21 protein-coding genes, 1 pseudogene and 1 riboswitch are annotated in these 26,660 nt (G+C 71.3%); of the genes and pseudogenes, 17 read left to right on the top strand and 5 right to left on the bottom strand.

Annotation, left to right across the window (positions count from 1 at the left end; all coding sequences use genetic code 11):
• Positions 1-71: 71 nt before the first annotated feature.
• From RGI145_RS19445 to RGI145_RS19435, 3 genes are all read right to left on the bottom strand, one after another.
• Positions 72-1,664 (bottom strand): ABC transporter substrate-binding protein, encoded by a 1,593-nt coding sequence (locus RGI145_RS19445; protein ID WP_075799674.1) that lies wholly within the window; start codon positions 1,662-1,664, stop codon positions 72-74.
• A 138-nt stretch (positions 1,665-1,802) separates the two neighbouring features.
• Positions 1,803-3,020 carry an amidohydrolase gene (locus RGI145_RS19440; RefSeq protein WP_075799673.1) on the bottom strand — a complete coding sequence of 406 codons (1,218 nt, stop codon included), beginning with the start codon at positions 3,018-3,020 and terminating at the stop codon, positions 1,803-1,805.
• Between the two features lie 173 nt (positions 3,021-3,193).
• Entirely contained in the window at positions 3,194-4,108 is a 915-nt protein-coding gene (locus RGI145_RS19435) for an aldose 1-epimerase family protein (RefSeq protein ID WP_075799672.1), read from the bottom strand.
• Positions 4,109-4,316: 208 nt separating this feature from the next.
• On the opposite strand from RGI145_RS19435, the gene RGI145_RS19430 reads away from it, so the two are divergent.
• From RGI145_RS19430 to RGI145_RS19360, 16 genes and pseudogenes are all read left to right on the top strand, one after another.
• Positions 4,317-4,787, top strand: coding sequence for a DUF1489 family protein (locus RGI145_RS19430; protein WP_237183140.1), 471 nt, complete (start codon positions 4,317-4,319; stop codon positions 4,785-4,787).
• A 371-nt stretch (positions 4,788-5,158) separates the two neighbouring features.
• Positions 5,159-5,596 (top strand): type II 3-dehydroquinate dehydratase, encoded by a 438-nt coding sequence (gene aroQ / locus RGI145_RS19425; protein WP_208864009.1) that lies wholly within the window; start codon positions 5,159-5,161, stop codon positions 5,594-5,596.
• Positions 5,596-6,459 carry a shikimate dehydrogenase gene (locus tag RGI145_RS19420; protein ID WP_075799671.1) on the top strand — a complete coding sequence of 288 codons (864 nt, stop codon included), beginning with the start codon at positions 5,596-5,598 and terminating at the stop codon, positions 6,457-6,459. Before aroQ ends, RGI145_RS19420 begins: the two co-directional genes overlap by 1 nt.
• A 145-nt stretch (positions 6,460-6,604) precedes the next feature.
• The gene (gene pcaDC / locus RGI145_RS19415; protein ID WP_075799670.1) at positions 6,605-7,774 is read left to right on the top strand and encodes a bifunctional 3-oxoadipate enol-lactonase/4-carboxymuconolactone decarboxylase PcaDC; all 1,170 of its coding nucleotides are present in this window, start codon (positions 6,605-6,607) and stop codon (positions 7,772-7,774) included.
• Positions 7,771-9,147 (top strand): class-II fumarase/aspartase family protein, encoded by a 1,377-nt coding sequence (locus RGI145_RS19410; protein WP_075799669.1) that lies wholly within the window; start codon positions 7,771-7,773, stop codon positions 9,145-9,147. Before pcaDC ends, RGI145_RS19410 begins: the two co-directional genes overlap by 4 nt.
• Complete coding sequence (locus tag RGI145_RS19405) at positions 9,144-9,827, top strand: 3-oxoacid CoA-transferase subunit A (RefSeq protein ID WP_075799668.1); 684 nt, start codon at positions 9,144-9,146, stop codon at positions 9,825-9,827. The genes RGI145_RS19410 and RGI145_RS19405 overlap by 4 nt, the downstream gene beginning before the upstream one ends.
• Before the next feature lie 16 nt (positions 9,828-9,843).
• Positions 9,844-10,503, top strand: a complete 660-nt coding sequence (locus tag RGI145_RS19400) for a 3-oxoacid CoA-transferase subunit B (protein ID WP_083670988.1) — start codon at positions 9,844-9,846, stop codon at positions 10,501-10,503.
• 14 nt (positions 10,504-10,517) lie between these two features.
• Positions 10,518-11,720, top strand: a complete 1,203-nt coding sequence (pcaF, locus tag RGI145_RS19395) for a 3-oxoadipyl-CoA thiolase (protein ID WP_075799667.1) — start codon at positions 10,518-10,520, stop codon at positions 11,718-11,720.
• A gap of 46 nt (positions 11,721-11,766) precedes the next feature.
• A complete protein-coding gene (locus RGI145_RS19390; RefSeq protein ID WP_075799666.1) occupies positions 11,767-12,606 on the top strand; it encodes a 3-oxoadipate:acetyl-CoA acetyltransferase in 840 nt (279 codons plus the stop codon).
• Between the two features lie 50 nt (positions 12,607-12,656).
• Positions 12,657-14,516 (top strand): bifunctional sugar phosphate isomerase/epimerase/4-hydroxyphenylpyruvate dioxygenase family protein, encoded by a 1,860-nt coding sequence (locus RGI145_RS19385; protein WP_083670985.1) that lies wholly within the window; start codon positions 12,657-12,659, stop codon positions 14,514-14,516.
• Positions 14,517-14,594: 78 nt separating this feature from the next.
• Positions 14,595-16,130, top strand: a complete 1,536-nt coding sequence (locus RGI145_RS19380) for a pyruvate kinase (RefSeq protein ID WP_083670982.1) — start codon at positions 14,595-14,597, stop codon at positions 16,128-16,130.
• A 99-nt stretch (positions 16,131-16,229) separates the two neighbouring features.
• Positions 16,230-16,874 (top strand): DUF1826 domain-containing protein, encoded by a 645-nt coding sequence (locus RGI145_RS19375; protein ID WP_075799665.1) that lies wholly within the window; start codon positions 16,230-16,232, stop codon positions 16,872-16,874.
• Positions 16,864-18,069: a zinc metallochaperone GTPase ZigA gene (gene zigA, locus RGI145_RS19370; RefSeq protein ID WP_075799664.1), complete on the top strand. Its 1,206-nt coding sequence runs from the start codon at positions 16,864-16,866 to the stop codon at positions 18,067-18,069. The genes RGI145_RS19375 and zigA overlap by 11 nt, the downstream gene beginning before the upstream one ends.
• A gap of 5 nt (positions 18,070-18,074) precedes the next feature.
• Positions 18,075-18,254: pseudogene (locus RGI145_RS25870) on the top strand (DUF6525 family protein); the annotation flags it as partial.
• 204 nt (positions 18,255-18,458) lie between these two features.
• A riboswitch (cobalamin riboswitch) is annotated at positions 18,459-18,753 on the top strand.
• Positions 18,754-18,791: 38 nt separating this feature from the next.
• Complete coding sequence (locus tag RGI145_RS19365) at positions 18,792-19,898, top strand: ABC transporter substrate-binding protein (protein WP_237183139.1); 1,107 nt, start codon at positions 18,792-18,794, stop codon at positions 19,896-19,898.
• Positions 19,895-20,995 carry a FecCD family ABC transporter permease gene (locus tag RGI145_RS19360; protein ID WP_156878611.1) on the top strand — a complete coding sequence of 367 codons (1,101 nt, stop codon included), beginning with the start codon at positions 19,895-19,897 and terminating at the stop codon, positions 20,993-20,995. Before RGI145_RS19365 ends, RGI145_RS19360 begins: the two co-directional genes overlap by 4 nt.
• A gap of 13 nt (positions 20,996-21,008) precedes the next feature.
• Here the strand turns inward: RGI145_RS19360 and RGI145_RS19355 are convergent, their stop codons facing one another.
• Complete coding sequence (locus RGI145_RS19355) at positions 21,009-23,114, bottom strand: prolyl oligopeptidase family serine peptidase (RefSeq protein WP_075799663.1); 2,106 nt, start codon at positions 23,112-23,114, stop codon at positions 21,009-21,011.
• Positions 23,115-23,450: 336 nt separating this feature from the next.
• Here RGI145_RS19355 and RGI145_RS19350 point away from each other — a divergent pair, with 336 nt between their 5' ends.
• Positions 23,451-24,479 carry a Tim44 domain-containing protein gene (locus tag RGI145_RS19350; RefSeq protein ID WP_075799662.1) on the top strand — a complete coding sequence of 343 codons (1,029 nt, stop codon included), beginning with the start codon at positions 23,451-23,453 and terminating at the stop codon, positions 24,477-24,479.
• 129 nt (positions 24,480-24,608) lie between these two features.
• Here RGI145_RS19350 and ilvD read toward each other — a convergent pair whose 3' ends face one another.
• Positions 24,609-26,447, bottom strand: a complete 1,839-nt coding sequence (gene ilvD, locus RGI145_RS19345; RefSeq protein ID WP_075799661.1) for a dihydroxy-acid dehydratase — start codon at positions 26,445-26,447, stop codon at positions 24,609-24,611.
• Between the last annotated feature and the right edge of the window lie 213 nt (positions 26,448-26,660).

The following is a 26,660-nucleotide window of genomic DNA, read 5'->3' as shown; positions in this document are numbered from 1 at the left end:
CGCCCCGCGCGTCCGGCATGGCGTTTCCCGGGGGAACGGAGCCCCGCCCCTTTCCCCCGGGGATGGGGCGCCTATTTCGCCGGCCGCAGCCCCGTGGCCCGCGTTTCCTCGTCGGCGCGCGGCGTATAGGCATAGCCCTTGCGCATCGCCCAGACGCTCTTCTGCAGATGCAGCGGGATGATGGCGACATCCTCCATCGCCATCTTCATCGCCCGCTGCATCAGCCCCTCGCGTGCCTTGTCGTCCAGCGTGCCCAGCGCCTGCTGTACCAGCTTGTCGAATTCCGGGTTGGAATAGCGCCCGTAATTCGACAGCCCGCGCCCCAGCGCCGGATCGCGCGTGCCCAGCACCGCCTTCAGCGAGGAGGAAGGCTCGCCGGTGGAGTTGCTCCAGCCCAGCAGATAGGCCGAGGCCTCGAAGCGGTTCAGCCGCCCGATCACCGTCGCCAGCGGCTGCGCCTCCACCCGCGTCTTCACGCCGATGCGCGTCCACATCTGCGCCACGGTCTGCTGGATCTGCGCGTCGTTGACGTAGCGGTCGTTCGGTCCGCGCAGGATGATGCTGAAGCCGTTGGGATAGCCCGCCTGGGTCAGCAGCTCCTTCGCCCGATCCGGCGCGAAGGCGGGCACGGGGATGGAGGGATCGTAGCCGAAGACGCCCGGCGGCATGAACTGGCCGGAGGGCAGCGCCGCGCCCTCCATGACGCGCGACACGATGGCCGGCCGGTTGATGGCGATGCTCAGCGCCTCCCGCACCCGGTGGTCGCGCAGCGGGTTCCGGTCCAGCTTCTCCCCGTTCGGGCCGGTGATGTCGGGGGAGCCGTCCTGCCGCTCCACATCCAGGCCGAGGAAGATCAGCCGCGTGCTGGCGGCCTCGGCGACGGCGAGCCGCTCGTCCTTGCGCAGCCGTGCCGCATCGGCGGTGGGCACCGCGTCGATCAGCGCCACGTCGCCCGACAGCAGCGCCGCCACGCGCGCCCCGTCATTGGTGATGATGCGGTAGTCCACCGTCTCCCAGGCCGGCTTCTCGCCGTAATAGCTGTCGTTGCGCGCCAGCTTCACCCGGTTGTTCGGGTCGTAGGAGACGAACTTGTACGGCCCCGTGCCGATCGCCGCCTTGCCGCTGTTGAAATCCGCCGTGCTGGAATTCGCCGCGACAGAGCGCGAGACGATGAAGATGTTCGCGAGATTCGCCGGCAGCAGCGGCGAAGGCTCCTTCGTCTTCAGCCGGATGGTCAGTGGGTCCACCACCTGCACACCGGCGATGTCGCGCGTATAGACGGAGAAGGAGCTGGGGCTCTGCACCGTCGGCACGCGTTCCAGCGTATAGGCCACGTCCTCGGCGGTGAAATCGGCGCCGTTGTGGAACTTCACCCCCGGCCGCAGCTTGAACTCCCAGGTGGTGTCGTCCACCAGCTTCCAGGATTCCGCGAGGTCCGGCGCCAGGCGCGAATTCTCGTCGCGCTGCACCAGCCGGCCGAAGATGTGCGACGACAGCATGATGCTGGGTGTCAGCGTGTAGTAATGCGGGTCGATGCTGGCCGGCGGCGCGCTGACCGCGAGCGACAGCGGCTCGGCCCGGGCGGCGGGCGCCGCGAGCGTGCCGCAGAGGGGCAGGAACAGCGAGGCGAGCAGCGCCGCGCGGCGGGAGACTGTCTTGATCATCAGCCGTGTTCTTTCTGGTTTCGGGGCCGGGCGGCGGCTCCGGCAGCCCTGGCGGCGTGGCGCGACATACCCCACCCGCCGGGAAAACGGGCCCGGCCGCCAAGGCGCCGCCGGGCCATGGAAGGCATCGCGTGGCCGTCAGGCCGCCTTCGCCGCCTCCTCGTCCGCCCAGCCCAGCTCCCGCCGCACCAGGCTCGCCCAATAAGCCGCGCCCAGCGCCAGGGCTTCGTCGTTGAAGTCGTAGAGCGGCGTGTGGACGTTGTGGAAGCTACCGTCCGGGTTCGATCCGTTGCCGATGCGGATGAAGGCTCCCGGCTTCTCGCGCAGCATGAAGGCGAAGTCCTCGCCGCCCGTGCTCATCGGGATCTCCCCGACCTTCGCGGCGCCCACCACCGCCCCGGCGGCGGCGCGCGCCACCTCGGTCTTCTCCGCGTCGTTCACGGTGGGGATGCAGAGCGGCTGGTAGTCCAGCTCCGCCGTCACGCCATAGGTCGCGGCCAGCCCCTCGGCCAGTTCGCGCAGGCGGCGGCGGATGGTCTCCTGCGTCTTCGGCTCGAAATACCGTGCCGTGCCGCGCACCAGCACGCGCGAGGGCATCACGTTCGGCGATTCCGGCGTGCCGCAATGCACATGCCCGACGCTCACCGCGGCGGGTTCCGTCGGCGCCAGCGAGCGCGCCGCGATGGTGTGCACGCCCAGCAGGAAATGCCCCAGCACCACCGTCGCATCCGTGGCGAGGTGCGGCGCGGCGCCGCCATGCCCGCCCGTGCCCGTGAAGGTCACGCCCCAGAAATCCGCCCCCGCCAGGTTCGGCCCCGGGCGGATCGCGAACTGCCCGACCGGGATGCCGGGGCTGTTGTGCATCCCGTAGACGGCATCGCAGGGGAAACGCTCGAACAGCCCGTCGCGGATCATGGCCGGCGCGCCGGTCCCCGCCTCCTCCGCGGGCTGGAAGATCAGCTGCACCGTGCCGGCGAAGTCGCGGTTCCCGCTCAGGTACTTCGCCGCGCCGAGCAGCATGGTGGTGTGCCCGTCATGGCCGCAGGCATGCATCTTTCCCAGCACGGTGGAGGCATGCGGCAGCCCGGTCTGTTCCTCCATGAACAGCGCATCCATGTCGGCGCGCAGCCCGATCGCGCGCTGCCCCGGCCGGGTGCCGCGCAGCGTGCCGACCACGCCCGTGCCACCCACGCCCTCGGTGACCTCGTCGATCCCCCATTCGCGCAGCTTCTGCGCCACCAGCGCGGCGGTGCGATGCTCCTCGAAGCGGGTCTCGGGATGAGCATGGATGTCGCGGCGGATGGCGATCAGCTCATCCTCGTATCGCCTGATCGCATCCAGGGGCGTTTCGGTCACGTCGTGTCCTCGTTGCGCGGACGCCGGCGCGGCGGCGCCGGGCGTCACGGGATTGTCTTGGAACGGCGCGGACCGTGACTCCGCCGGCGCGGCGGGTCAATCGAGGGCGGGCGGATTCCGCCCGGGATTCGCGCCCTGTTCCGGGACGAGGGCGGCATGCCGGGGCGGGGGCGTCAGGCCCCGGCGGGGCGCAGCGTCACCGTCCAGTGGAAGCGACGCGCCCGCCCCGGTTCCAGCGAGATCACGCCCGGCTTGCCGGCGAATTCCCCGTCCCAGCCGAGCGGGCTGGCATAGCCCGCCCAGGGCTCCAGGCAGAGGAACTCCGCGCCCGGCTTGGACCAGAGGCCGAAATCCTCGTAGCCCTCCCAGACCATCTCCAGCATCGCGCCGCCCGGGCCGTCATAGCGCAGCGCATGGGCGGACAGCCACGTCATCACCAGTGCGTCCTTGCGGAACAGCTCGTCCTCCAGCCGCAGCCGGCCCTGGCGCAGCGGCAGGGTTTCCGCCCGGTCGAGCAGCCCGTTGGACAGCCGCCGCACCGGCAGGCTGTCGCGCAGCGTGCCGGGCGGGGCCGCGGCATCGGGCAGGAAGGTCACGCCATGCTCCTCCCGCGCTCCGCCGCGCGGCAGCGGCCAGGCGAAGGCCGGATGGGCGCCGACCGAGAAGGGCATGGGCGCCTCGCCCGTATTGGCCACCGTCACGGTGCAGGCCAGCGCGGATTCGGCCACGGCGAAGGCGACGTCGAGGGTGAAGGGGAAGGGATAGGCCGCGAGCGTTTCCGCATCCTCCGTCAGGCGCAGGGCGCAGGCCGTCTCGGTCAGGGCGAGCCAGGTGAAGCGGCGGTCCCGGGCGAAGCCGTGCTGCGTCATCCGGTGGGTTCCCTCCGCGTGGCGCAGCGTGTCGCCCGGCAGGCGGCCGACGATCGGGAACAGGACCGGCGCATGGCGCGGCCAGGCGGGGCCCGCCTGCCAGAGCCATTCCTCGCCGGAGGCGTCGCGCAGGGACTGGAGCTCGGCGCCCTGCACCGAGATCACTGCCCGCAGCGCCCCGCTGCCGATCTCGTGCCGCTCCAGCCTGTCCCGGTCCATCGCTTCGCCACTCCTCCGGCTCGGCAGATGCCGGCCCCAACCCGCCGCGCGCCATCCCATCCCGGAGGCGCCCCATGACCATGCGGCCGCCCGCCCCGGAAGGCGGACCGCCTTGGTCCCCCTTATGCCGTGGCGCAATCCGTCCGGCGCCCCCGTAAGCCATCACATCTGCGTCCCGTGTGCCCCTGCCCCGTCATGGCCGGCACCGATGGACCTTGCCGATGGCGGCGGGGCGGCGCAGATGGGCGCCACCGTGCTGCACCTCATCAAGCTCTCCGTCGGCCCGAAGGACGTGGCCGAACTGCGCCAGATCCAGGCCCGCCGCCTCGCCGAACAGCCGCCGCTGCGCCACTGGACGCGGATGATCCCGCGCCGGGGCGGGGAGCTCCTGGCCGGTGGCTCCATCTATTGGGTGGTGGCAGGCTTCGTGCGCGTCCGGCAAAGGCTGGTCGGGCTGGAGGAGGGCCAGACCGCCGATGGCCGCGCCCAGGTCGGCCTCGTGCTCGACCCGGAGCTGGTGCCGGTGGAGATGCGCCCGCAGAAGCCCTTCCAGGGCTGGCGCTACCTGCAACCGGAAGCCGCCCCGGCCGACCTGCCGGCGGATGGCACGGTGGCGGAAGGGCTGGACGCCCTACCGCCGCGCCTGCGCCGCGAATTGCGGGAACTCGGGCTGATCTGAGGATCGTGGGCTGGGATGACGCCTTGGCTTCCGGCCCTGGCGTCCCGGGACTGCTCCCGGAGGGCATCGCCGCCCGCTCCTCTGGTACTCCCCGCTGCCCTTTACGCCCCCAGGGACCGAAGCCGGGCGCCGGTCCTTTTCGGTTCAGCCGGATGCGGCCGGCTCGCCGGGCGAGGCCCGTGGCAGAGCAATGCCTGACCATCGCTCCCGGCCGTGTGCGGGAGTATGAAGACATCTAAATGAGAGAGTTTTCCGTTGACTTGGATTAACCGGTTAGTCCACATCCGGGCTACCTCAGCCCGGGCAGCCGGACCGGAGGCCGGGCGGCCATGGGTTCCGGGACCCGATAGGGAGAATGTCCAGTGACACGCATGGTCTATGTCCTGAACGGACCCAACCTGAACCTGCTGGGCAAGCGACAGCCGCAGATCTACGGCCATGAAACCCTGGCCGATGTGGAGCAGGCCTGCCGCGAGACGGCCGCCGGGCTGGGGCTGGAAATCCGCTTCCACCAGAGCAACCGCGAATACGAGATCATCGACTGGATCCACGAGGCGCGGGAGGTGGCGGCGGGCATCGTGATCAACCCGGCCGCTTTCACCCATACCTCGGTGGCCATCCTCGATGCGCTGAAGACCTTCGAGGGGCCGATCATCGAGGTGCATATTTCCAACGTGCACCAGCGCGAGAGCTTCCGGCATCATTCCTATGTGACGCTGGCGGCCAGCGGCGTGATCGCGGGCTTCGGCACCCAGGGCTACACGCTGGCACTGCAACGGGTCGCGCGCCTGATCGGGGAGAGCAAGTGATGGCACACCAGGCGGTTCTCTGCGGGCTGATCGGCCACGGCATCCAGGCCTCCCTCACCCCGGCGATGCATGAGCGCGAGGGCGACGAGCAGGGCCTGCGCTCCCAGTACAAGCTGATCGACCTGCATGCGCTGGGCCTGGGCGTAGAGGCGTTGCCGGAACTGTTGCAGGCGGCGGAGCGCATGGGCTTCACCGGGTTGAACATCACCCATCCCTGCAAGCAGGCGGTGATCCCGCTGCTGGACGAACTCTCCCCCGATGCGGCGGCGCTGGGCGCGGTGAACACCGTGCTGCTGCGCGACGGAAAGCGGATCGGCCACAACACCGACTGGTCCGGCTATGCCGAGGCCTTCCGCCGCAACATGGAGGGCGTCGCGCTGGACCGCGTGGTGCAGCTCGGTGCCGGCGGGGCCGGGGCGGCGGTGGCGCATGCGCTGCTGACCATGGGCGTCGGGCAGCTCTCCATCCAGGACATGGACCCCGCCCGCGCCCAGGCGCTCGCCGCCTCGCTGTCGGAGCGTTTCGGCGCGGGCCGCGCGGTGGCCTGCGCCGACCTGCCCGCCGCCATGGCAGCGGCGAACGGGCTGGTCCACTGCACCCCGACCGGTATGGCCGCGCATCCCGGCCTGCCGCTGCCGGCGGAGCTGCTGCGCCCGGCGCTCTGGGTGTCCGAGATCGTCTATTTCCCGCTGGAAACCGAGCTGCTCCGCACCGCCCGCGCGCTGGGCTGCCGCACGCTGAGCGGCGGCGGCATGGCTGTGTTCCAGGCGGTGCAGGCCTTCCGCCTCTTCACCGGGCGGGAGCCCGATCCGGAGCGTATGCTGCGGCACTTCGCGGAGATGGTGGGCAACAGGCCGGGCTGATCCCCGGGGAACTCCGGCGCCGGGGAGAGCATTGGGCCCCTTTTCTGGAAAATCTTTCCGAAAGAGGGGGCTTGCGGAGCCGGCGCGAAAGGGCGAAGCCGTGACCGGGCGGCTTTGTCCCAGCTAGGCTTTCGGGAGGCTCACGATGTTTCTCCGTCTGGACGGCAACACCTTTCAGGCACAGGTCTCCGGCCCCGCCAATGGTGAGGTCCTGCTCCTGCTCCACTCGCTGGGCACGAATGCCGGGATCTGGGAGGAGCCGGCGGAAGCCTTCTCGAACCGCTACCGCGTCATCCGCCCGGACCTGCGCGGCCATGGGATGAGCGGCGTCACCCCCGGCCCCTACAGCATCGAGGGCATGGCCCGCGACATGCTGGGCCTGCTGGACCTGATGGGGGTGGAGAGCGCGCATGTCGCCGGCATCTCCATCGGCGGCATGATCGCCCAGTCTCTCGCCGCCCAGGCGCCGGGCCGGGTGCGCAGCCTGACGCTGGTGGACACGGCGCTGGCCATCCCCCCCGCCCAGGGCTGGATCGACCGCGCCGCCACGGTGCGGGCCGAGGGCATGGCGCCCCTGGTGGAGACGGTGGTGGCGCGCTGGGTGACCCCGGCCTCGCTGGGCGAGCCGCGCACCGACGCTCTGCGCGCCATGCTGCGCCGGACCGATCCGGAGGGCTATGCCGGTGCCGCCGAGGCCATCGCCGCCGCCGACCTGACCGAGACCTCCCGCCGCCTGAGCGTGCCGACCCTGGTGCTGGTGGGCGATGGCGACCAGGCGACGCCGCTGGCCAGCGCCGAGGCGCTGCGCGACGCCATCCCCGGCGCGCGGCTGGAGGTGATCCCCGACACCGCCCATATCCCGACCATGGAGCGCCCCGAGGCGGTGGTCGCCGCCATGCGCGGCTTCCTCACCGCCCAGGCGCCGGTCGCGGCGGGCGATGCCTATGCCGCCGGGCTGGCGGTGCGGAAATCCGTGCTGGGCGAGGCGCATGTCGCCCGCGCCAGCGCCGCGGTGACGCCGCTGGACCAGCCCTTCCAAGACTACATCACGCGCAATGTCTGGGGGCAGATCTGGACCCGCCCTGGCCTGCCGCGGCACACGCGTTCCCTGCTCACCCTGGCCATGATGGCGGCGCTGGGGCGGGAGGACGAGTTCGTCCTGCATGTCCGCGCCACGCGCAACACGGGCGTCTCGCCGGAGGAGATCGCGGAGGTGCTGCTCCAGGTCGGCGCCTATGCCGGCGTGCCGGTGGCCAACCATGCGCTGAAGCTGGCCAAGAAGGCGCTGACGGAGATGGCGGGGGAAGCGCCGTGACCGTCAACCCGGCCGACAGCGCCGTCTTCGGCGCGCTCTACGGCAGCGAGGCGCTGCGCGAGGCGGCGGGCGACCGCGCCTGGCTGCAGCGCATGCTCGACGTGGAGGCGGCGCTGGCCCGGGTCGAGGCCCGGCTGGGGCTGATCCCCGCCGATGCCGCGCCCGCCATCACCGCGGCGGCACAGGTCGGGAATCTCGACATGGCCGCCCTCGCCGTCTCCACCCGCAACACGGGCTATCCGGTGGTGGGGCTGGTGAAGCAGCTTTCCCAGGCCGCCGGGGCGGAAGCCGGCCGCTGGACCCATTGGGGCGCCACCACCCAGGACATCCTCGACACCGCCACGGTGCTGGTGATCCGCGACGCGCTGGCGATCATCGAACGGGACCTGGACCGGGTCTGCGCCGCGCTGGCGGCGCGGGCCGAGGAGCATCGCGGCACGGTGATGGCCGGGCGCACGCATCTCCAGCACGCCCTGCCGGTGACCTTCGGCTACAAATGCGCCGTCTGGCTCTCGCCCCTGCTGCGGATGCGGGAGCGGCTGGCGGAGCTGCGGCCGCGCGTGCTGCGGGTGGAGTTCGGCGGCGCGGTGGGCACGCTGGCCTCGCTGGGCGACCGGGGGGCGGAGGTGCTGGCCGGCCTGGCGCGGGAGCTGGATCTCGCCGAGCCGGAGATCCCCTGGCATGTCGCGCATGACGGCTTCGCCGAGCTGGTTTCCTGGTGCGGGCTGCTGACCGGCTCGCTCAGCAAGTTCGCCACAGACTTCATGCTGCTGATGCAGACCGAGGTGGCCGAGGTGGCCGAGCCGCATGCCCCCGGGCGCGGCGGCTCCTCCACCATGCCGCAGAAGCGCAACCCGATCGCCTGCGAATACGTGATCGCCCAGGCGCGCGGGGTGGGCGCGCTGGTGCCGCAGATGCTGGCCGCCCTGCCGCACGACCAGGAGCGCGGCACCGGCCCCTGGCAGGCCGAGCCGCTGGCGATCTTCCAGAGCCTGCTGCTGACGCATGGCACGCTGGAACAGGCCGTGCTGGTGGCCGAGGGGATGACGGTGGATGCCGCGCGCATGCGCCGCAACCTCGACAGCACCGGCGGGCTGATCATGGCCGAGGCGGTGATGATGGGCCTCGCCCCCGTGCTGGGGCGCGAGCAGGCGCATCATGCCGTCCACCATGCCTGCGACGTGGCGCTGAAGGAGGGTGTCCCCCTCGCCGAGGCGCTGTCGCGGGAGGAGGAGGTGTCCTCCCGCCTCGACCGGGAGAAGATCGAGGCCCTCACCGATCCGGCTGGCTATCTGGGCGCGACCAGCCTCTTCATCGACCGGGTGCTGCAGCAGGCGGCGACCCTTCCGCGCCGCAACGGGAAGACCGCATGATCAACAAATTCGTCCGCTCGATCGCGGAGGCGCTGGAAGGGGTCAAGGACGGGTCCACCGTGCTGATCGGTGGCTTCGGCCCGGTGGGGCAGCCCAATGCCCTGATCGAGGGGCTGGCGGAGCAGGGGGCGAAGGACCTCACCGTCGTCGCCAACAATGCCGGCACCGGGCGCACTGGCCTGGCGAAGCTGATGGAGCTGGGGCGGGTGCGCAAGATCGTCTGCTCCTTCCCGCGCTCCTCCGGCTCCGTGGTCTTCGAGGAACTGTACAAGGCCGGGAAGATCGAGCTCGAGATCGTGCCGCAGGGCACGCTGGCCGAGCGGATGCGCGCCGCGGGCGCGGGCGTGCCGGCCTTCTTCACCCCGACCGGCGCCAACACGCTGCTGGCCAAGGGCAAGGAGGTGCGCGAGTACAATGGCCGCCCCTGCATCCTGGAGGAAGCACTGCCGGGCGACGTCGCGCTGGTCGAGGCCTGGCGGGCGGACCGCTGGGGCAACCTCGTCTATCGGGAGTCCGGCCGGAACTTCAATCCGGTGATGGCCATGGCGGGCAAATGCACCGTCGTGCAGACCCAGCATCTCTGCGAGGATGAGCGGGGACTGGACCCGGAGGCCATCGTCACGCCCGGCATCTTCACCGACCGCGTGGTGCATGTGCCCTATGGCGACCCCCAGAGCTGAGGCGGAGGAGCGAGACATGTCGGAGACGGTGAGTTTCAAGCCGCTCAGCCGCCCGCAGATGGCGGCGCGCGTGGCAAAGGACATTCCCGAGGGCTGGTACGTGAACCTGGGCATCGGCGTGCCGACCCTGGTGGCCGACCAGATCCCGGCGGGCCACGAGGTGGTGATCCATTCCGAGAACGGGCTGCTGGGCATGGGCCCGGCGCCGGAGGAGGGCAAGGTCGATCCCTGGCTGATCAACGCGGGCAAGCAGTATGTGACGCTGACCCCGGGCGGCAGCTTCTTCCACCACGCGGACAGCTTCTCGATCATCCGGGGCGGGCACCTGGACCTCTGCGTGCTCGGGGCCTTCGAGGTGGCGCAGAACGGCGACATCGCCAACTGGGCGACCTCGGCCAATGACAGCGCCCCCGCCGTGGGCGGGGCCATGGACCTTTCGGTGGGCGCCAAGCGCCTCTGGGTGGTGATGGAGCACACCACCAAGGACGGGCGGCCGCGGCTGGTGGAGGAATGCTCCTATCCGCTGACCGCCGGGCGCGCGGTGACGCGGGTCTATACCAACCTCGCGGTGATCGACATCACGGAGCAGGGCTTCGTGGTGCGCGAGATGGTGCCGGGGCTGGATTTCGAGACGCTTCAGGCCCGGACCGGCGCGAAGCTGCACAGGGCCGATTGAGAGGGGAGCGAACCATGGCTGACGCTTACATCTGCGACTTCGTCCGCACCCCGATCGGCCGCTATGCCGGCGCGCTGAAGGATGTGCGCCCGGACGACCTGCTGGCCCATGCCTTGCGCGCCCTGGTGGAGCGCAACAAGGGCGTGGACTGGGCGGCGGTGGACGACTGCTATGTCGGCTGCGCCAACCAGGCGGGCGAGGACAACCGCGACGTGGCCCGCATGGCGGTGCTGCTCGCCGGCCTGCCCGTGGCGGTGCCGGGATCGACGCTGAACCGGCTCTGCGGCTCGGGCCTCGATGCCGTGGGCACGGCGGCGCGCATGATCCGCTCCGGCGACGCGGAGCTGGTGATCGCCGGCGGCGTGGAGAGCATGACCCGCGCGCCCTTCGTGATGGGCAAGGCGGCGACGGCCTTCTCGCGCGACGCCAAGATCGAGGACACCACCATCGGCTGGCGCTTCGTCAACCCGATGATGAAGAAGACCTACGGCACGGATTCCATGCCCGAGACGGGCGAGAACGTGGCGGAGCAGTTCGGCATCTCGCGCGAGGACCAGGACGTCTTCGCCTATCGCTCGCAGCAGAAGGCCAGGGCGGCGCAGGAGGCGGGCTTCTTCGCCCGCGAGATCATCCCCGTCACCATCCCCGGCCGCAAGGGCGACACGGTGGTGGAGGTGGACGAGCACCCGCGTCCCGAGACGACGCTGGAGGGCCTGGCCAAGCTCAAGACCCCCTTCCGCAACCCCGGCACGGTCACGGCGGGCAATGCCTCGGGCGTGAACGACGGCGCCGCGGCGCTGATCATCGCCAGCGAGGCGGCGGCCCGGAAATACGGGCTGACCCCGCGCGCCCGGGTGGTGAGCATGGCCACCGCCGGCGTCGAGCCGCGCATCATGGGCTTCGGCCCGGCGCCCGCGACGAAGAAGCTGCTGGCCCGCACCGGGCTGTCGATCGGCGAGATCGACGTGATCGAGCTGAACGAGGCCTTCGCCAGCCAGGCTCTGGCGGTGACGCGCGACCTCGGCCTGCCCGATGATGCGCCGCAGGTGAACCCGCATGGCGGCGCCATCGCGCTGGGGCACCCGCTGGGCGCATCGGGTGCGCGCATCGCGCTGACCTCGGTGAACGCGCTGGAGACGCTGGGCGGCCGGCGCGCCATCGCCACCATGTGCATCGGCGTCGGCCAGGGCATCGCGGCCCTGATCGAGAAAGTCTGATCGAAGGCGTCCGGGGAACGGACGGGACCAGGGAGGAAACGGAACCATGGGCGAGCCCTGCATCATCAGCGTGGCCATCACCGGCTCGGTGCCGCGCAAGAAGGACAACCCCGCCGTTCCGATCACTATTCCGGAACAGGTGGAATCCACTCAGGCCGCCTATGAGGCCGGGGCCACCCTGGTCCATGTCCATGTCCGCAACGAGGACGAGAGCTCCTCCTCCGACCCGGAGAAGTTCGCGGCCCTGCAGGAGGGCATCCGCAAGCACTGCCCGGACATCATCATCCAGTTCTCGACGGGCGGGCGCGGCCGCTCGATGGACCAGCGCGGGGCGATGCTCTACCTGAAGCCGGACATGGCCTCGCTCGCCACCGGCTCGGTCAACTTCCCCACCATCGTCTATGAGAACCCGCCCGATTTCGTGCGCCACCTGGCGCAGCAGATGCTCGACTATGGCATCAAGCCGGAGATCGAGGCCTTCGACCTCGCCATGCTCTACAACACGGTGGACATGGTGAACCAGGGGCTGCTGAAGCCGCCGCCGCATGTGCAGTTCGTGCTGGGCGTGAAGCACGCCCTGCCGGCGAAGCGCGACATCCTGGAGTTCGAGGTCCAGAAGCTGCGGGAGATGCTGCCCGACGCCACCTGGACCGCAGCTGGCATCGGCCGCCACCAGTTGGAGGTCAACCACTGGGCGCTGGAGATGGGCGGCCATGTCCGCACCGGGCTGGAGGACAACATCCGCTGGGACAAGAACACCCTGGCGGAGAGCAATGCCCAGCTCGTGAAGCGGGTGGCGGAACTGTGCGCGCAGTACGACCGGCCGGTCGCGACGGCGCGGCAGGCCCGTGATATGCTGAAGATCCCGCAGGTCTCCGCCCATTGAACTGAGCGGGCCGGCCTGAGCATACCGCCCCGAGCATCCGGAAGACAGCCATGCTGCCCACGAAGTCGCGTTTCGCGCGCTCGATCGCCACGGTCTCGCTGAGCGGAAACCTGCTCGACAAGCTGGAAGCGGCGGCCGCGGCCGGCTTCGACGGGGTGGAGATCTTCGAGAACGACCTGCTCACCTTCGAGGGCACGCCCGCCGATGTGCGCAAGGCGGCGCGCGACCTGGGGCTGGAGATCGCCATCTTCCAGCCCTTCCGCGACTTCGAATCCATGCCGGAGCCGCAGCGCGCCCGCAACATGGACCGCGCCGAGCGCAAGTTCGACGTGATGCAGGCCCTGGGCACGGATCTCGTGCTGGTCTGCTCCAACACGCAGCCGCACAGCCTGGACGACGATGCCCGGGCCGCAGCCGACCTGCGGGAGATGGCGGAGCGGGCGGCGAAGCGGGGCCTGCGCGTCGGCTTCGAGGCCCTGGCCTGGGGGCAGAACATCCGGCGCTGGAGCCATGCCTGGAAGGTGGTGCAGGAGGCGGATCACCCGGCGCTGGGGCTGATCCTCGACAGCTTCCATACCCTTTCCCTGGGCGACGATCCTTCCGGCATCGCCCAGGTGCCCGGCGAGCGGATCTTCTTCGTGCAGCTCGCCGACGCGCCGAAGCTGACCATGGACGTGCTGTCCTGGAGCCGGCATTTCCGCAACTTCCCCGGCCAGGGCGACCTGCCGGTGGAGGATTTCACCCGCGCGGTGGTGGCCTCCGGCTATCGCGGCCCCTTGTCGCTGGAAATCTTCAACGACGATTTCCGCACCCTGCCGGCCCGCACCAACGCGCGCGACGGGCTGCGCTCGCTGATCTTCACCGAATCCCGCACCGGCGTGCTCGACCTGCCGCCGCCGCCGGTGGTGGAGCGGGTGGAGTTCCTGGAATTCGCGGTGGACGAGGGCGCGCGGCGCAAGCTCGCCACCTATCTGGAGCGCACCGGCTTCCGCCGCGCCGGGCGGCACCGCAGCAAGGATGTGGACCTCTACCGCCAGGGCGATGTTTCCCTGGTGCTGAACAGCGAGCAGGACAGCGCCGCCTCCGAGCACTTCCAGCTCCATGGCCCCTCGGTCTGCGCCTTCGCCGTGCGGGTGGACGATGTGGGGCAGACGCTGACGCGCGCCCGCAAGCTGCTCTGCTCCGACTGGCAGGAGCACCGGGGCGAGGGCGAGCTGCCGATTTCCGGCATCCGCAACACCGACGGCACGCTGATCCTGCTGGTCGAGGCGCCGCGCCCCGGGGAGGGGAGCTGGCAGGACGATTTCGTGATGCTGGAGGAAGGCACGGAGGTCGCCGACAGCGGCCTCACCGGCTGCGACCACATCGCGCTCGCCTTGCCCAACGGCACGATGGATTCCGCGGTGCTGTTCTGGCGCAGCGTCTTCGGGCTGGAGCCGCAGTCGATCTGGGATCTCGCCGATCCGCAGGGACTGGTGCGCAGCCGCGCGGTGGTGTCCGACAATGGCACGCTCCGCCTGCCGCTGAACATCTCGGAGGGGCAGAAGACCTCCACCGGCCGCTTCGTCACCGCCTTCGCCGGGGCCGGCGTGCACCACATCGCCTTCGACACCAAGGACATCTTCGCCAGCGTGCGCGACGTGCGGCGGCGCGGGGCGGAAACCCTCTCCGTGCCGGCGAACTACTACGACGACCTGCAGGCGAAATGGGGGCTGGACGACGAGTTCCTGCGCAAGCTGCAGCAGCATGACGTGCTCTACGACCGCGATGCGGGCGGTGAGCTGCTGCATTTCTACCTGCGCGCCTTCGAGCACCGCTTCTTCTTCGAGATGATCGAGCGCCGTGGCGCCACCGGCTTCGGTGCGGCCAACGCCACGGTGCGCATGGCGGCGCAGGCCAAGCGGGGCTGATCCGGCGCGTCACGTCAGCTTCACGCGGGAGCCGGGCGGGCTGCGCTAGAAAGGTGGTTGTCCCGCAGGAGACGCCGCATGTCCGATGATCCCGCCCGGTCTTCCGAAGCCACAGGGCAGCCGCTCCCCGGAGAGGACCTGCCGGTGGATGTGCCAGTCCTGCATGCCGAGATCCGGGCCCTGCTGAAGGCGGTGCGCGAGGAAGGGCGCAGCCTGGTGCGGCAATGGGAGGGCTCGCTCCACCAGCCCGACTTCCGGCCGGGCGCGGAGAACCTTGCCTGCTATCTCGCGCTGCGGCACCGGGATCTGCGCCCCTTGCAGCGGCCGCTGATGCTGCTGGGCCTGTCCTCGCTGGGCCGGCTGGAAAGCCGTGTGCTGCCCGTGCTGGAAAGCGTGGAACGCGCTCTCGCGGCCCTGGCCGGACGGCCGGCCGAGGAGCCGCTGGTGTCGCCGGCAGCCTTCTTCGAGGGGGAGCGCCGGCTGGCGGAACGGACGCGGGCGGTGCTGGGCCCGGCCTCGCCGCAACGGCCCGTGCATCTGCTGGTCACCTGCCCGAGCGAGGCCGCCGACGATCCCGCCTTCATGCGGAAACTGGCCGAGCGCGGCGTCGAGGCGGTGCGGATCAACTGCGCCCATGACGGGCGGGAGGCCTGGCAGCGCATGATCGCGCATGTCCGGACGGCCGAGGCCGCCACCGGCCGGCGCATGAAGGTGATCATGGACCTGGGCGGCCCGAAGATCCGCACCGGCGAGGTGCGGGTGGCCGGCGCGCATCGCGTGGCGGAAGGCGACCGGCTGGTCGTCACCGCGCCCGGCGGGATCGGGGCGGTGGCGCCGGAGGGGGTCCGTGCGTCGGTGGAATGCACGCTGGGCGGGGTGCTGGGCATGGTCCGGCCGGGGGAGCGGCTCTTCATCGATGACGGCAAGCTCGGCGCCAGCATCGAGCGGGTGGAGCCCTGGGGGGTGGTGGCGCGCGTCACCGCCGCGGCGGGCGGCAGCGTGAAGCTGAAGCCGGAAAAGGGCATCAACTTCCCCGATACCGACCTGCACTGCGCCGCGCTGACCGACCAGGACCGGCAGGACCTGGACTTCGTCGCGCAGCATGCCGACGGCATCGGCTATTCCTTCGTGCAGTCGGCCCAGGACGTGGCCCTGTTGCAGGAGGAGCTGGAGCGCCGCCGGCCCGATGACTGGCGGAGCCTGTCGCTGATCCTGAAGATCGAGACCACGCGGGCTGTCCGTGCCCTGCCCGCCATCCTGACGCGCGCCGCGGGGCAGCAGCCGACGGCGATCATGATCGCGCGCGGCGACCTGGCGGTGGAGATCGGCTTCGCCCGGATGGCGGAGATGCAGGAGGAGATCCTCTGGCTCGGCGAGGCCGCGCATGTGCCGGTGATCTGGGCGACCCAGGTGCTGGAGCGGCTGATCAAGAAGGGGGCGCCCTCGCGCGGCGAGATGACCGACGCCGCGATGGCGGCGCGGGCCGAATGCGTCATGCTGAACAAGGGCCCCTATCTGCACCGCGCCATCGCCGAGCTGGACTCACTGCTCGGACGCATGGACGAGCACCAGCACAAGAAGACCCCGCGCCTGCGCCGACTGCGGAGCTGGTAGCGGGAGCCTTTGGTCCCGGGGCGGCGCGCCCCGGTTCTCCCCGCCGCGAATGCGGGCCGGGTATTGTAATATTATAACATTACATATAGACCCCAGGGCGTGTTCCTCAGCGAAGCCCTGACAGCGCCCGATGAAGGCGCCTTCCGCATCCTGGCCGCCGCCGATCCCGGTGTGCTGATGGAGGTGCGCCGGCCCGACGTGCCGCTTGCCATCTGGCAGCGCCCGCCGCCGGAACCCGGTGTCCTGCGGCCCCTGATGCGCCTCGCCCCCTTCCGCATGGTGGTGGAGGATCTGGCCGAGGATTGCGCCCTCCGCCTCGCCGCGAAGCTGCCGGCGCCCTTGCCGCCCGCCCTGTTGCGCGACATCCGCTGGCTCTGCGTCAGCTTCTCCGTGATCCTGGGTCGGAAGCGCCTCCGGGCGCGGCTGGAGGGCATCACCGGCGATGCCTGCCGCCTCTTCCATGCCGATGCGGTGGGGCTGCGCCTGCTTTGCACCTATGCCGGGGCAGGCACGGAATGGCTTCCCCTGTTCGGGGCGGAAGCCGCGCGTGCCCATGACCCGCAAGGCGGCCCGGTGCCCGCGCGCCTGGGCACCGGCGATGCCGCGATCCTCAAGGGCGACGCGCATCCCGCCGCGCCCGGCCGCGGGCTGGTGCACCGATCCCCGCCGATGGACGGCGTGCCCGTGCCCCGGCTGCTCCTCTGCCTCGACGAAGCCGGACGGATTCCACTCCATGACCTTTGACACACGCCTCCCCGTCACCGTGCTCTCGGGTTTCCTGGGGGCGGGCAAGACGACGCTGCTCAACCACATCCTCGCCAACCGCGAGGGCCGGCGCGTCGCCGTCATCGTCAACGACATGAGCGAGGTGAACATCGACGCCGCGCTCGTCGCCGGCACGCCCTCGGCGGATGGGACGCTGACCCGCACCAGCGAGAAGCTGGTGGAGATGAGCAACGGCTGCATCTGCTGCACCCTGCGCGAGGACCTGATGGTGGAGGTTGCCCGCCTGGCGCGGGAAGGGCGCTTCGATGCGCTGGTGATCGAGAGCACCGGCATCGCGGAGCCCATGCCGGTGGCGGCCACCTTCGACTTCCGCGACGAGGCGGGGCGCAGCCTGGGCGACCTGGCACGGCTGGACACGATGGTGACCGTGGTCGATGGCCCGGCCTTCCTGCGCGACTACGGCTCCGCCGACACGCTGCGCGTCCGGGGTGAGACGGCGGGCGAGGAGGATGACCGGCTGCTGGTGGACCTGCTGGTGGAGCAGGTCGAGTTCGCCGACGTGCTGGTGATCAACAAGACCGACCGCATGGACGCGGCGGAGCGGGAACGGCTGGCCGCGCTGCTCGCCACCTTCAACCCCACGGCCGCCATCCTCGCCGCCGACCATGGCCGCGTCCCGCTGCCCGAGGTGCTGGGAACCGGGCGCTTCGACTTCGCGCGGGCGCAGCGCGCGGCGGGCTGGGCCCAGGCCCTGGCGGGCGGGCACCTGCCGGAAAGCGAGGAGTTCGGCATCCGCTCCTTCGTCTGGCGGGCGCGGCACCCGCTGCATCCGGCGCGGTGGAAGGCCTTGATCGAATCCGACCTGCCGGGCGTGGTGCGGGCCAAGGGCTTCTTCTGGCTGGCCACGCGCATGGGCTGGGCGGGCTCCTGGCAACTGGCCGGGCAGGTCGGGCGGCACGAGGCGGCGGGCCACTGGTTCGCGGCCGTGGACCCCGCCCGCTGGCCCGGGGACCCGGAATGGCGAGACGGCATCCGTGCCCAGTGGCGGGAGCCCTTCGGCGACCGGCGGCAGGAGGTGGTCTTCATCGGCGCCGGCATGGACGAGGCGGCGCTGCGCCGGCAACTCGATGCCTGCCTGCTGACCGATGCGGAGATGCGGCACGGGCCGCGCGCCTGGGCCCGGCTGCCGGACCCTTTCCCAGCCTGGGGCTGAGCGGCGTGGCGGGAAACGACAACACCGTCCGGGAAACGCTTTGGCGCCGCTGGGGCGGCGACGAATGGGCCTGCTTCGACGCCCTGCCGCCCGCCGTGCGCCAGCGGATGCGGGAGCATGCCTATGACGCCTGGGCCGTGAACGCGCATCTCCTCTGGCGCCTGTGGCGCCGCCGCCATGCCTCCTCGGAACGGGCGGAGCGGCTGCTGCTGCGCCATCTCGACCGTTGCGAGGCGCTGGAGCGCGCGGGTTTCGACGCCGCGCACCGGCAGCGCCACGGCACGCCGCTGCCGCATGTGCTGGCCGGCGTGCCCGTGCTGCGGGATGGGGTGAGGGATGGCGTGCCGCGGCGGTCGCGGCTTCGCCTTGCCCGCCGGCCCATGCGCGGGATAGGTTGGCCCGTCGACGGTCCCGCGCGAGCGGGTGAAAAGGGAAGGCCGTGCGCTCCGGCCGGGCCTCGCGCCCGGGAGCAAGTCGGCCGCTGCCCCCGCAACTGTCAGCGGTTCCCCGCTGGCCCGTCCGCCCTGCCGCCCCTTCCGGAGACGGCCTGGCGGGTCACTGAGCCCTCGCCTCTCCGCAAGGAGGCCGGGGCCCGGGAAGACAGGGCTGGCGAAGCCGGCATGGCGTCCCGCGCCGATGCCGGAAGCCGCGAGCCAGGAGACCTGCCGTCGTCGCTTCACCAGGCCGCCGGGCGGGGTGCTCCGGAGGCGGGAGCCTGATTCATGCCGTCCTTTCCGATGCTTTCCGCCCTGGCCGGCCCGCGCCGGGGCAGGGCGCTGCGGCGCCTTGGCGGCCTCGCCCTCGGGGCTGGCCTTGCCCTGTCCGGCGCCATGGTGCCGCCGGCGGCCGCGGAGCCGACCCGCTACCCGCTGACCCTGCGCAACTGCGGGCTGGACCTGACCTTCCCCAAGGCACCGCGCCGGGTGGTCTCCATCGGCCAGTCGGAGACGGAGATCCTCTACGCCCTGGGCCTCGGCGACCGGATCGCCGGCACCGCGCTCTGGGTGGAGCCGGTGCTGCCGCAGTTCGCCGGGGAGAATGCCAGGGTCCCGCGCCTCGCGGACAATGACCCGAGCTTCGAATCTGTGGTGGGGAAGGAGCCGGACCTCGTCACCGTGCAGCTCGAATGGCATGTCGGGCCGCGCGGCCGGGTCGGACGGCGGGAGCAGTTCACCGATCTCGGCATCCCCACCTACATCTCGCCCTCCGACTGCACGGGCAAGGACAATTCCGGCAGCGGCGACGGGGTGCGGAGCCAGCCCTACACGATGGAGCTGCTCTACCAGGAGATCGAGGAGCTCGCCGCGATCTTCGACGTGCGGGATCGCGGCGCCGCGCTGGTGGCGCAGTTGAGGAAGCGCGAGGCCGATGCGGTGGCGGCGGTCGCCTCGGTGAAGGCGCAGGGCCTGCCGGTGGTCTTCTGGTTCTCCAGCCGCGACGTGAAGGGCGATGCCTTCGTGGCCGGCACCAATGGCGCGCCGGGCTACATCGCGCGGCTGCTGGGCCTGCGCAACGTCATCCGGACGACCGAGGAATGGCCGACCGTGAGCTGGGAGGCCATCGCCACCGCCAACCCCGCGGTGATCGTGATGGGCGAGATGACGCGCCGCCGCTTCCCCGCCGACGACGTGAGCGTCAAGCGCCAGTTCCTGGAGACGGACCCGGTCACCAGCCAGATGCCGGCGGTGCAGGCGCGGCGCTTCGTGGTGGTGGGGGCGCAGTCGATGAACCCGACGCTGCGCACCATCGACGGCATCGAGGCCGTGGCCAGGGGCATCCAGGCCCTGGAGAAGCAGGAGCAGGCCCAGGGAAGCGGGACGAAGCCGTGAGCGGCCTGGCCAGCGACGGGCTGCCGCTGGAAGCCGCCCGGCCGGCGATCCGCGGCCTGGTGACGGCCCGGCCCGGCGCCACCGGTCAGGTGGCGCGGCTGGTGCTGGCCCTGCTGGCGCTGCTGCTGCTCGGTCTCTGCGTCGCCCTGGCCGTCTCGGTGGGCGAGATGCCGGTGCCCCTCGTCACCACGTTCAAGGCGCTGGCCAACCGGCTGCTCGGCGCGGGCTACGAGGTCAGCCGAATCCAGGAGGGGGTGATCTGGGATTACCGGCTCAGCCGCGCGCTGATGGCGGCCTGTCTCGGCGGCGGGCTGGCGGTGGCGGGGGCGGTGCTGCAGGCGCTGCTGCGCAACCCGCTGGCGGAGCCCTATGTGCTGGGGATCTCCGCCGGCGCCTCGACCGGCGCCGTGGCGGTGGTGGTGCTGGGCCTGGGGGGCGGGCTGGTCTCGCTCTCCGGCGGTGCCTTTTTCGGCGCGCTGGCCGCGCTGCTGGCCGTGGCCGCCCTGGCCTCGGCCTCCGGCGGCGGGGCGGAGCGGGTGATCCTGGCCGGCGTCGTCGCCTCGCAGCTCTTCAACGCCATCACCGCCTATGTCGTCACCACCGCCGCGAATGCGGAACAGGCGCGCGGGGTGATGTTCTGGCTGCTCGGCAATCTGAGCGGCGTGCGCTGGCCCGACCTCGCCCTCGCGGCGCCGGCCGTGCTGGTGGCGAGCCTCGTCTGCCTGTTCCAGGCCCGGGCGCTGGATGCCTTCACCTTCGGCGCCGATGCGGCGATGACGCTGGGCATCCCGGTGGGGCGGGTGCGCGCCCTGCTCTTCGCGGTGACGGCGGCGATGACCGCGGTGCTGGTGAGCATCACCGGCACGGTGGGCTTCGTCGGCCTCGTGGTGCCGCATGCAGCGCGATTCCTGGTCGGCCCCTCCCATGCGCGGCTGCTGCCGGCCTCGCTGATCATGGGCGCCATCCTGGCGGTGCTGGCGGATATCCTTTCGCGCATCCTGGTGCCGCAGCAGACCCTGCCGATCGGCGTGGTGACGGCCCTGTTCGGCGCCCCGGCCTTCGCCGTGATCCTTTGCCGGTCGCGCCGATCGGTATGAGGCGGGGGAGCCGCTATTCCTCCCAGCCGATGGCCCGGCGCAGGAAGGCGGTGCCGAGGGCCGAGAAGGTGGCGATCTCCCCGCTGTCCTTGCCGTAGCCATGGCCACCCGCGCCGGGCTCGTAGAAATGCGCGTCGTAGCCCATGGCCTGGAGCTTGGCGGCCATCTTGCGGGCATGGCCGGGATGGACGCGGTCGTCCTTGCGCGCCGTGGCCAGCAGGATGGGCGGGTATTCCCGCCCCGGCTCCGCACAGTGATAGGCGGAGATGTGCCGGAGGAATTCCCAGTCCTCCGGCCTCTCCGGATCGCCGTATTCCGCGATCCAGCTCGCCCCCGCCAGGAGCTTCGTGTAGCGGCGCATGTCCACCAGCGGGATGGTGCAGAACAGCGCCCCGAACCGCTCCGGATAGCGCGTCAGCATGTTGGCGATCAGCAGCCCGCCATTGCTGCCGCCCTCCGCCGCGATGCGCCCCGGCCGGGTGACGCCGCGCCGCACCAGGTCCGCGGCCACGGCGGCGAAATCGTCATGCGAGCGCGCCTTGCCCGCCAACCGCCCGGCCTCGTGCCATCGCGTGCCGAACTCGCCGCCGCCCCGGATATTGGCGAGCACGGTGGTGCCCCCCTTTTCCAGCCAGAGCTTGCCCGTGCGCATGGCGTAATAGGGCTGCGTGGTGACCTGGAAGCCGCCATAGCCCGTCATGTGCACCGGCGCCTCGCCGGTCAGCCCCTCCGGCCCGACCTGCACATAGGGGATGCGCTCCCCATCCACCGAGACCGCCTCGTGCCGCGTCACCACCAGCCCCGCCGCGTCATAGACGTGCGGCGCCTGCTTCAGCAGCGCCGGCATGGGCAGGTCCAGGGAGGACAGCATCAGGCTGGGCGGCGTCACCGGGTCCTGGACGCTGACCATCAGCGTGCCGTCGGATTCCATCTCCTCCGCGTCGAGCGGCCAGACGCTGACCACGCCGATCCGCGGCAGGCCCGGGATCTCCTCGGCGTGCCAATCCGCCCTGCCGCCTGCCGGCGGGGTCCGCAGGGTGAAGACCGGGCGCAGGTCGTCCAGGACGGAAAGCACCAGCCGCCCCCGGCACCAGAAGAAGCCCTGCAGCGCCCGGCGCTCGCCCGGCACGAAGAGCGTGGCGAATTCCCGGCTCCCCGCCAGGAAATCCGCCAGCCGGATGCCCAGCAGCGTATCCGGCGCATGGGTCTGCCCCGCCACCGTCCAGGGCGTGCGCGGCCAGAGGACCAGCCAGCCCTCCAGTTCCGCCCCGCCGGCCGGGGCGGTGCCGCCATGGTGCCAGTCCAGCCGCATGTCGGTCGGCAGGTCGAGCGTCCTGACCGCGCCGCCCGGCTTCGCCACGTGATAGCGCGCGTCATAGAAGCCGAGCTGTTCGCGGAAGACCCAGTCGCCCGTCTCGCGGTCCACCGTGCCCCAGAGCCCCATGCTCTCCGGCGCGGTCTCGAACAGCACCTCCGCCTCCAGCGGCGCCACGCCCCGGCGCCAGAGCCGGATGCGGCGGGGATAGCCGGACTGCGTGGCATTCCCTTCCCCCAGCGCGGTGGAGAGCAGCAGCGTGTCGCGGTCGATCCAGTCCACCAGCCCCTTGGCTTCCGGCACGGCGAAGCCGCCCTCCACGAAGCGCCGGGTGGGAAGGTCGAACTCCCGCAGCACCACCGCATCCCCGCCGCCGCGCGACAGCGAGAGGATCGCCCGGTCATGCGCGCCGGGCCGGCTGCGCGCCCCTTGCCAGACCCAGTCCTCCCCCTCCGCCGCCGCCAGCGCGTCGAGGTCCAGCAGGTCCTCCCAGACCGGGTCGCTGGTGCGGTAGGAATCCAGCGTGGTCCGCCGCCAGAGCCCGCGTGGCCGGGCGGCATCCTGCCAGAAATTGTACAGCAGCCCGCCCCGGCGGGTGACGAAGGGCAGCTTGTCCGGCCGGTCCATCGCCGCCTTCAGCGCGTCGCGATCGGCCTCGAAGCAGGCATCGGCGTGACGGGCCAGCAGGGTGGCGTTCTGCCCTTCCACCCATTCCAGGGCGCGGGGCCCCTCCACCTCCTCCAGCCAGAGCCAGGGGTCCTCGTCCGGCGCGGCGAGGGTCGGGCGGGAATCGGGTTCCGGCATGGCGGGCATCCTCTGAACGGCCGGGACGAGGCCAAGGGGGGAGGGGAAAGACGGGGCGCAGGGTGGCCGGGACGGCATGGAGAGGATAGAGCCAGGGCAGCCCGGCGCCAAAATGGCGCTGCCGCCCCGGATATGTTGCGTTTTCGTTCCATATTGCCGAACCGCAAGGAAATCCCTGCGCCAACAGGCCCTGGAGACCGCCGCCAGCGGTTTCGAAGCGTTGCAAAACCTTTATGCAGCGGCACCGTTTTCAGAAAGACCGCTGGACATGGCATTGCCGTCCAGGCTTCTTATATTACAGCCATGACAGAATCATTTGCCCGGGAGAACCGTCCCATGCATCGCCGGACCGTCCGCAAGGCCCGCTTCCTCGCGGGCTTCGCCGCCCTTGCCCTGGCGCTGGCGCCGGCCCTGGCCGAGGCGCGCCCCGGCGGCGGCTTCTCCTCGGGCAGCCGCGGCAGCCGCAGCTTCAACGCGCCCCCGGCCACCCGCACCGCGCCCGGCGGCGGCACGAACACCTTCGACCGCAGCGACATGTCGCGCGGCGGCATGAACCAGGCCACCCCGGCCCGGCCGCCCAGCTACACCCCCGCCCCGGCCGGCAGCCGCTTCGGCGGCGGCTTCATGGGCGGCATGATGGGCGGCCTGCTCGGCGCCGGTCTGCTTGGCATGCTGTTCGGCTTCGGCTTCGGCGGCATCTCCGGCTTCGCGGGGATGATCGGCCTGCTGCTGCAGATCGCCCTGGTGGTCGGCGGCGTCATGCTGCTGATGCGCTTCCTGCGCCGCCGCCAGACGGCCCAGGGGATGCCGCAGGGCATGCCCCGTGGTGGCGTCGCCATGGCGGGGAACACGCCGGGCTATGCCCGCGACGCGCATGACCCGATGAGCAACCGCCCCGGCCCGCTGGGCGGTGCCATGCGGGGCGCGGCCTCGGGCCGCCCCGCCGCGCCGGCCACCACCCCGGTGCAGGTCAGCCAGGGCGACTTCGCCGCCTTCGAGCGCAGCCTGCAGGCGGTGAACGCCGCCTGGTCGCGCGGCGACACCGAGACCCTGGCCCGCCTCGCCACGCCGGAGATGCTGCGCTACTTCAGCAACGACCTGCAGGACCTGAAGGCGCGCGGCTGGCACAACGAGACCCGCGACGTCCGGCTGGAATCCGGCGATCTCGCCGAGGCCTGGAACGAGGACGGCCAGGACTACGCCACGGTGGCGATGCGCTTCAGCCTGATCGACGTCACCCGCGACAGCAGCGGCCAGGTGGTGGAGGGCGATCCGCAGGCCCGCCAGACCGTGACGGAGATCTGGACCTTCACCCGCCGTCCGGGCCAGGAATGGCTGCTCTCGGCGATCCAGCAGGCGGCCTGACCCCTCCACCTGGGGCACGGCGAGCCAGGACATGACAAAGGCCGGGTCCCATCGGGACCCGGCCTTTTCCTTGCCTTCAGGACCGTGCCTCCAGAACCGGCCGGCGGCGCGGGGCGCCGCCACTGGTCATCACCCCTGCGGGACCTGCCGCACCGCGCCCTTGGCGGCGCTGGTCGCCAGCATCGCATAGGCCCGCAGCGCGGCGCTGACCTTGCGCGCCCGCGGCGCGGCGGGCTTCCAGCCGGCGGCGTCGCGGATGGCGCGGCGGCGCTCCAGCTCCGCCTCCTCGACGGCGAGGTGGATGCGGCGGTTGGGGATGTCGATCTCGATCCGGTCGCCCTGCTCCACCAGGCCGATCAGCCCGCCCTCGGCCGCCTCGGGCGAGACATGCCCGATGGAAAGCCCCGAGGAGCCGCCGGAGAAGCGCCCGTCCGTCACCAGAGCGCAGGCCTTCCCCAGCCCCTTCGACTTCAGGTAGCTGGTCGGGTACAGCATCTCCTGCATCCCCGGCCCGCCGCGCGGCCCCTCGTAGCGGATCAGCACCACCTCGCCGGCCTTCACCTTGTTGCCCAGGATGCCCTCCACGGCGGCGTCCTGGCTCTCGAAGACATGGGCGGGGCCGGAGAACTTCAGGATGCTCTCATCCACGCCGGCGGTCTTCACGATGCAGCCGTCCAAGGCGAGGTTGCCGAACAGCACCGCCAGCCCGCCATCGCGGGAATAGGCGTGCTCCAGGTCACGGATCACGCCCTTCTCACGGTCCAGGTCCAGCTCGTCGAAGCGCGATTCCTGGCTGAAGGCCACCTGGGTCGGCACGCCGCCCGGCGCGGCGCGGTAGAAATCCCTTACCGAGGCGCTTTCCGTCACCCGCACGTCCCAGCGCGCCAGCGCCTTGCCCAGCGTGCCCTCGGCGACATTGCCGACGCTGGTGTCCACCAGCCCGGCACGGTCCAGCTCGCCCAGGATGGCCATGATGCCGCCGGCGCGGTGCACGTCCTCCATGTGCACCTGCGACACGGCGGGCGCGACCTTGCACAGCACCGGCACGCGGCGGGACAGGCGGTCGATATCCGCCATGGTGAAGGGGACCTCCCCCTCGTTCGCGGCGGCGAGCAGGTGCAGCACGGTGTTGGTCGAGCCGCCCATGGCGATGTCGAGCGTCATCGCGTTCTCGAAGGCGGCGAAGGAGGCGACGTTGCGCGGCAGCACGGACGCGTCGTCCTGCTCGTAGTAGCGACGGGCGAGATCGACGATCAGGTGCCCCGCCTCGACGAAGAGGCGGCGGCGGTCGGCATGGGTCGCGAGCGTCGAACCGTTGCCCGGCAGCGACAGGCCCAGCGCCTCGGTCAGGCAGTTCATCGAATTGGCCGTGAACATGCCGGAGCAGGAGCCGCAGGTCGGGCAGGCGGAACGCTCGATGACCTTCACCTCCTCGTCCGAGACGCGGTCGTCGGCGGCGGCCACCATGGCGTCGATCAGGTCGTACTTCTTCGTCACGCCATGGGCGATGACCTTGCCCGCCTCCATCGGCCCGCCGGACACGAAGACCACGGGGATGTTCAGCCGCAGCGCCGCCATCAGCATGCCCGGCGTGATCTTGTCGCAGTTGGAGATGCAGACCATGGCATCGGCGCAGTGCGCGTTGACCATGTACTCCACGCTGTCGGCGATCAGCTCGCGCGACGGCAGCGAGTAGAGCATCCCGTCATGCCCCATCGCGATGCCGTCATCCACCGCGATGGTGTTGAACTCCTTGGCCACGCCGCCGGCCCGCTCGATCTCCCGCGCCACCAGCTGGCCGAGGTCCTTCAGGTGGACATGGCCCGGAACGAACTGGGTGAAGGAGTTGACCACCGCGATGATCGGCTTGCCGAAATCGCCGTCCTTCATGCCGGTGGCGCGCCAGAGGCCGCGGGCGCCGGCCATGTTGCGGCCATGGGTGGTGGTGCGGGAACGATAGGCGGGCATGGACTTGCGTCTTCCTCGAACGTCGGATCCGTTGCCTTGTCCTTTCCCATGCACCGGAAGCGAGTTCAACGCACCCCATGTCAAGGCTGCTCCGGGCTGAGCCGGGGGCTCCCCGGTCGAGGATCAGGCCCGCGTCGCGCCTCGTGGCGGCCCGCCGGGGGCAAGGCTCCGCCTCGCCCCCAAGCCCCCACTCCGCCGAGGACCGAAGCCGGT

Source organism: Roseomonas gilardii, from assembly GCF_001941945.1.
Classification (GTDB): Bacteria; Pseudomonadota; Alphaproteobacteria; order Acetobacterales; family Acetobacteraceae; genus Roseomonas.
The sequence above is the reverse complement of the archived record's forward strand: the minus strand, read 5'-3'. Positions and strand labels throughout refer to the sequence as shown.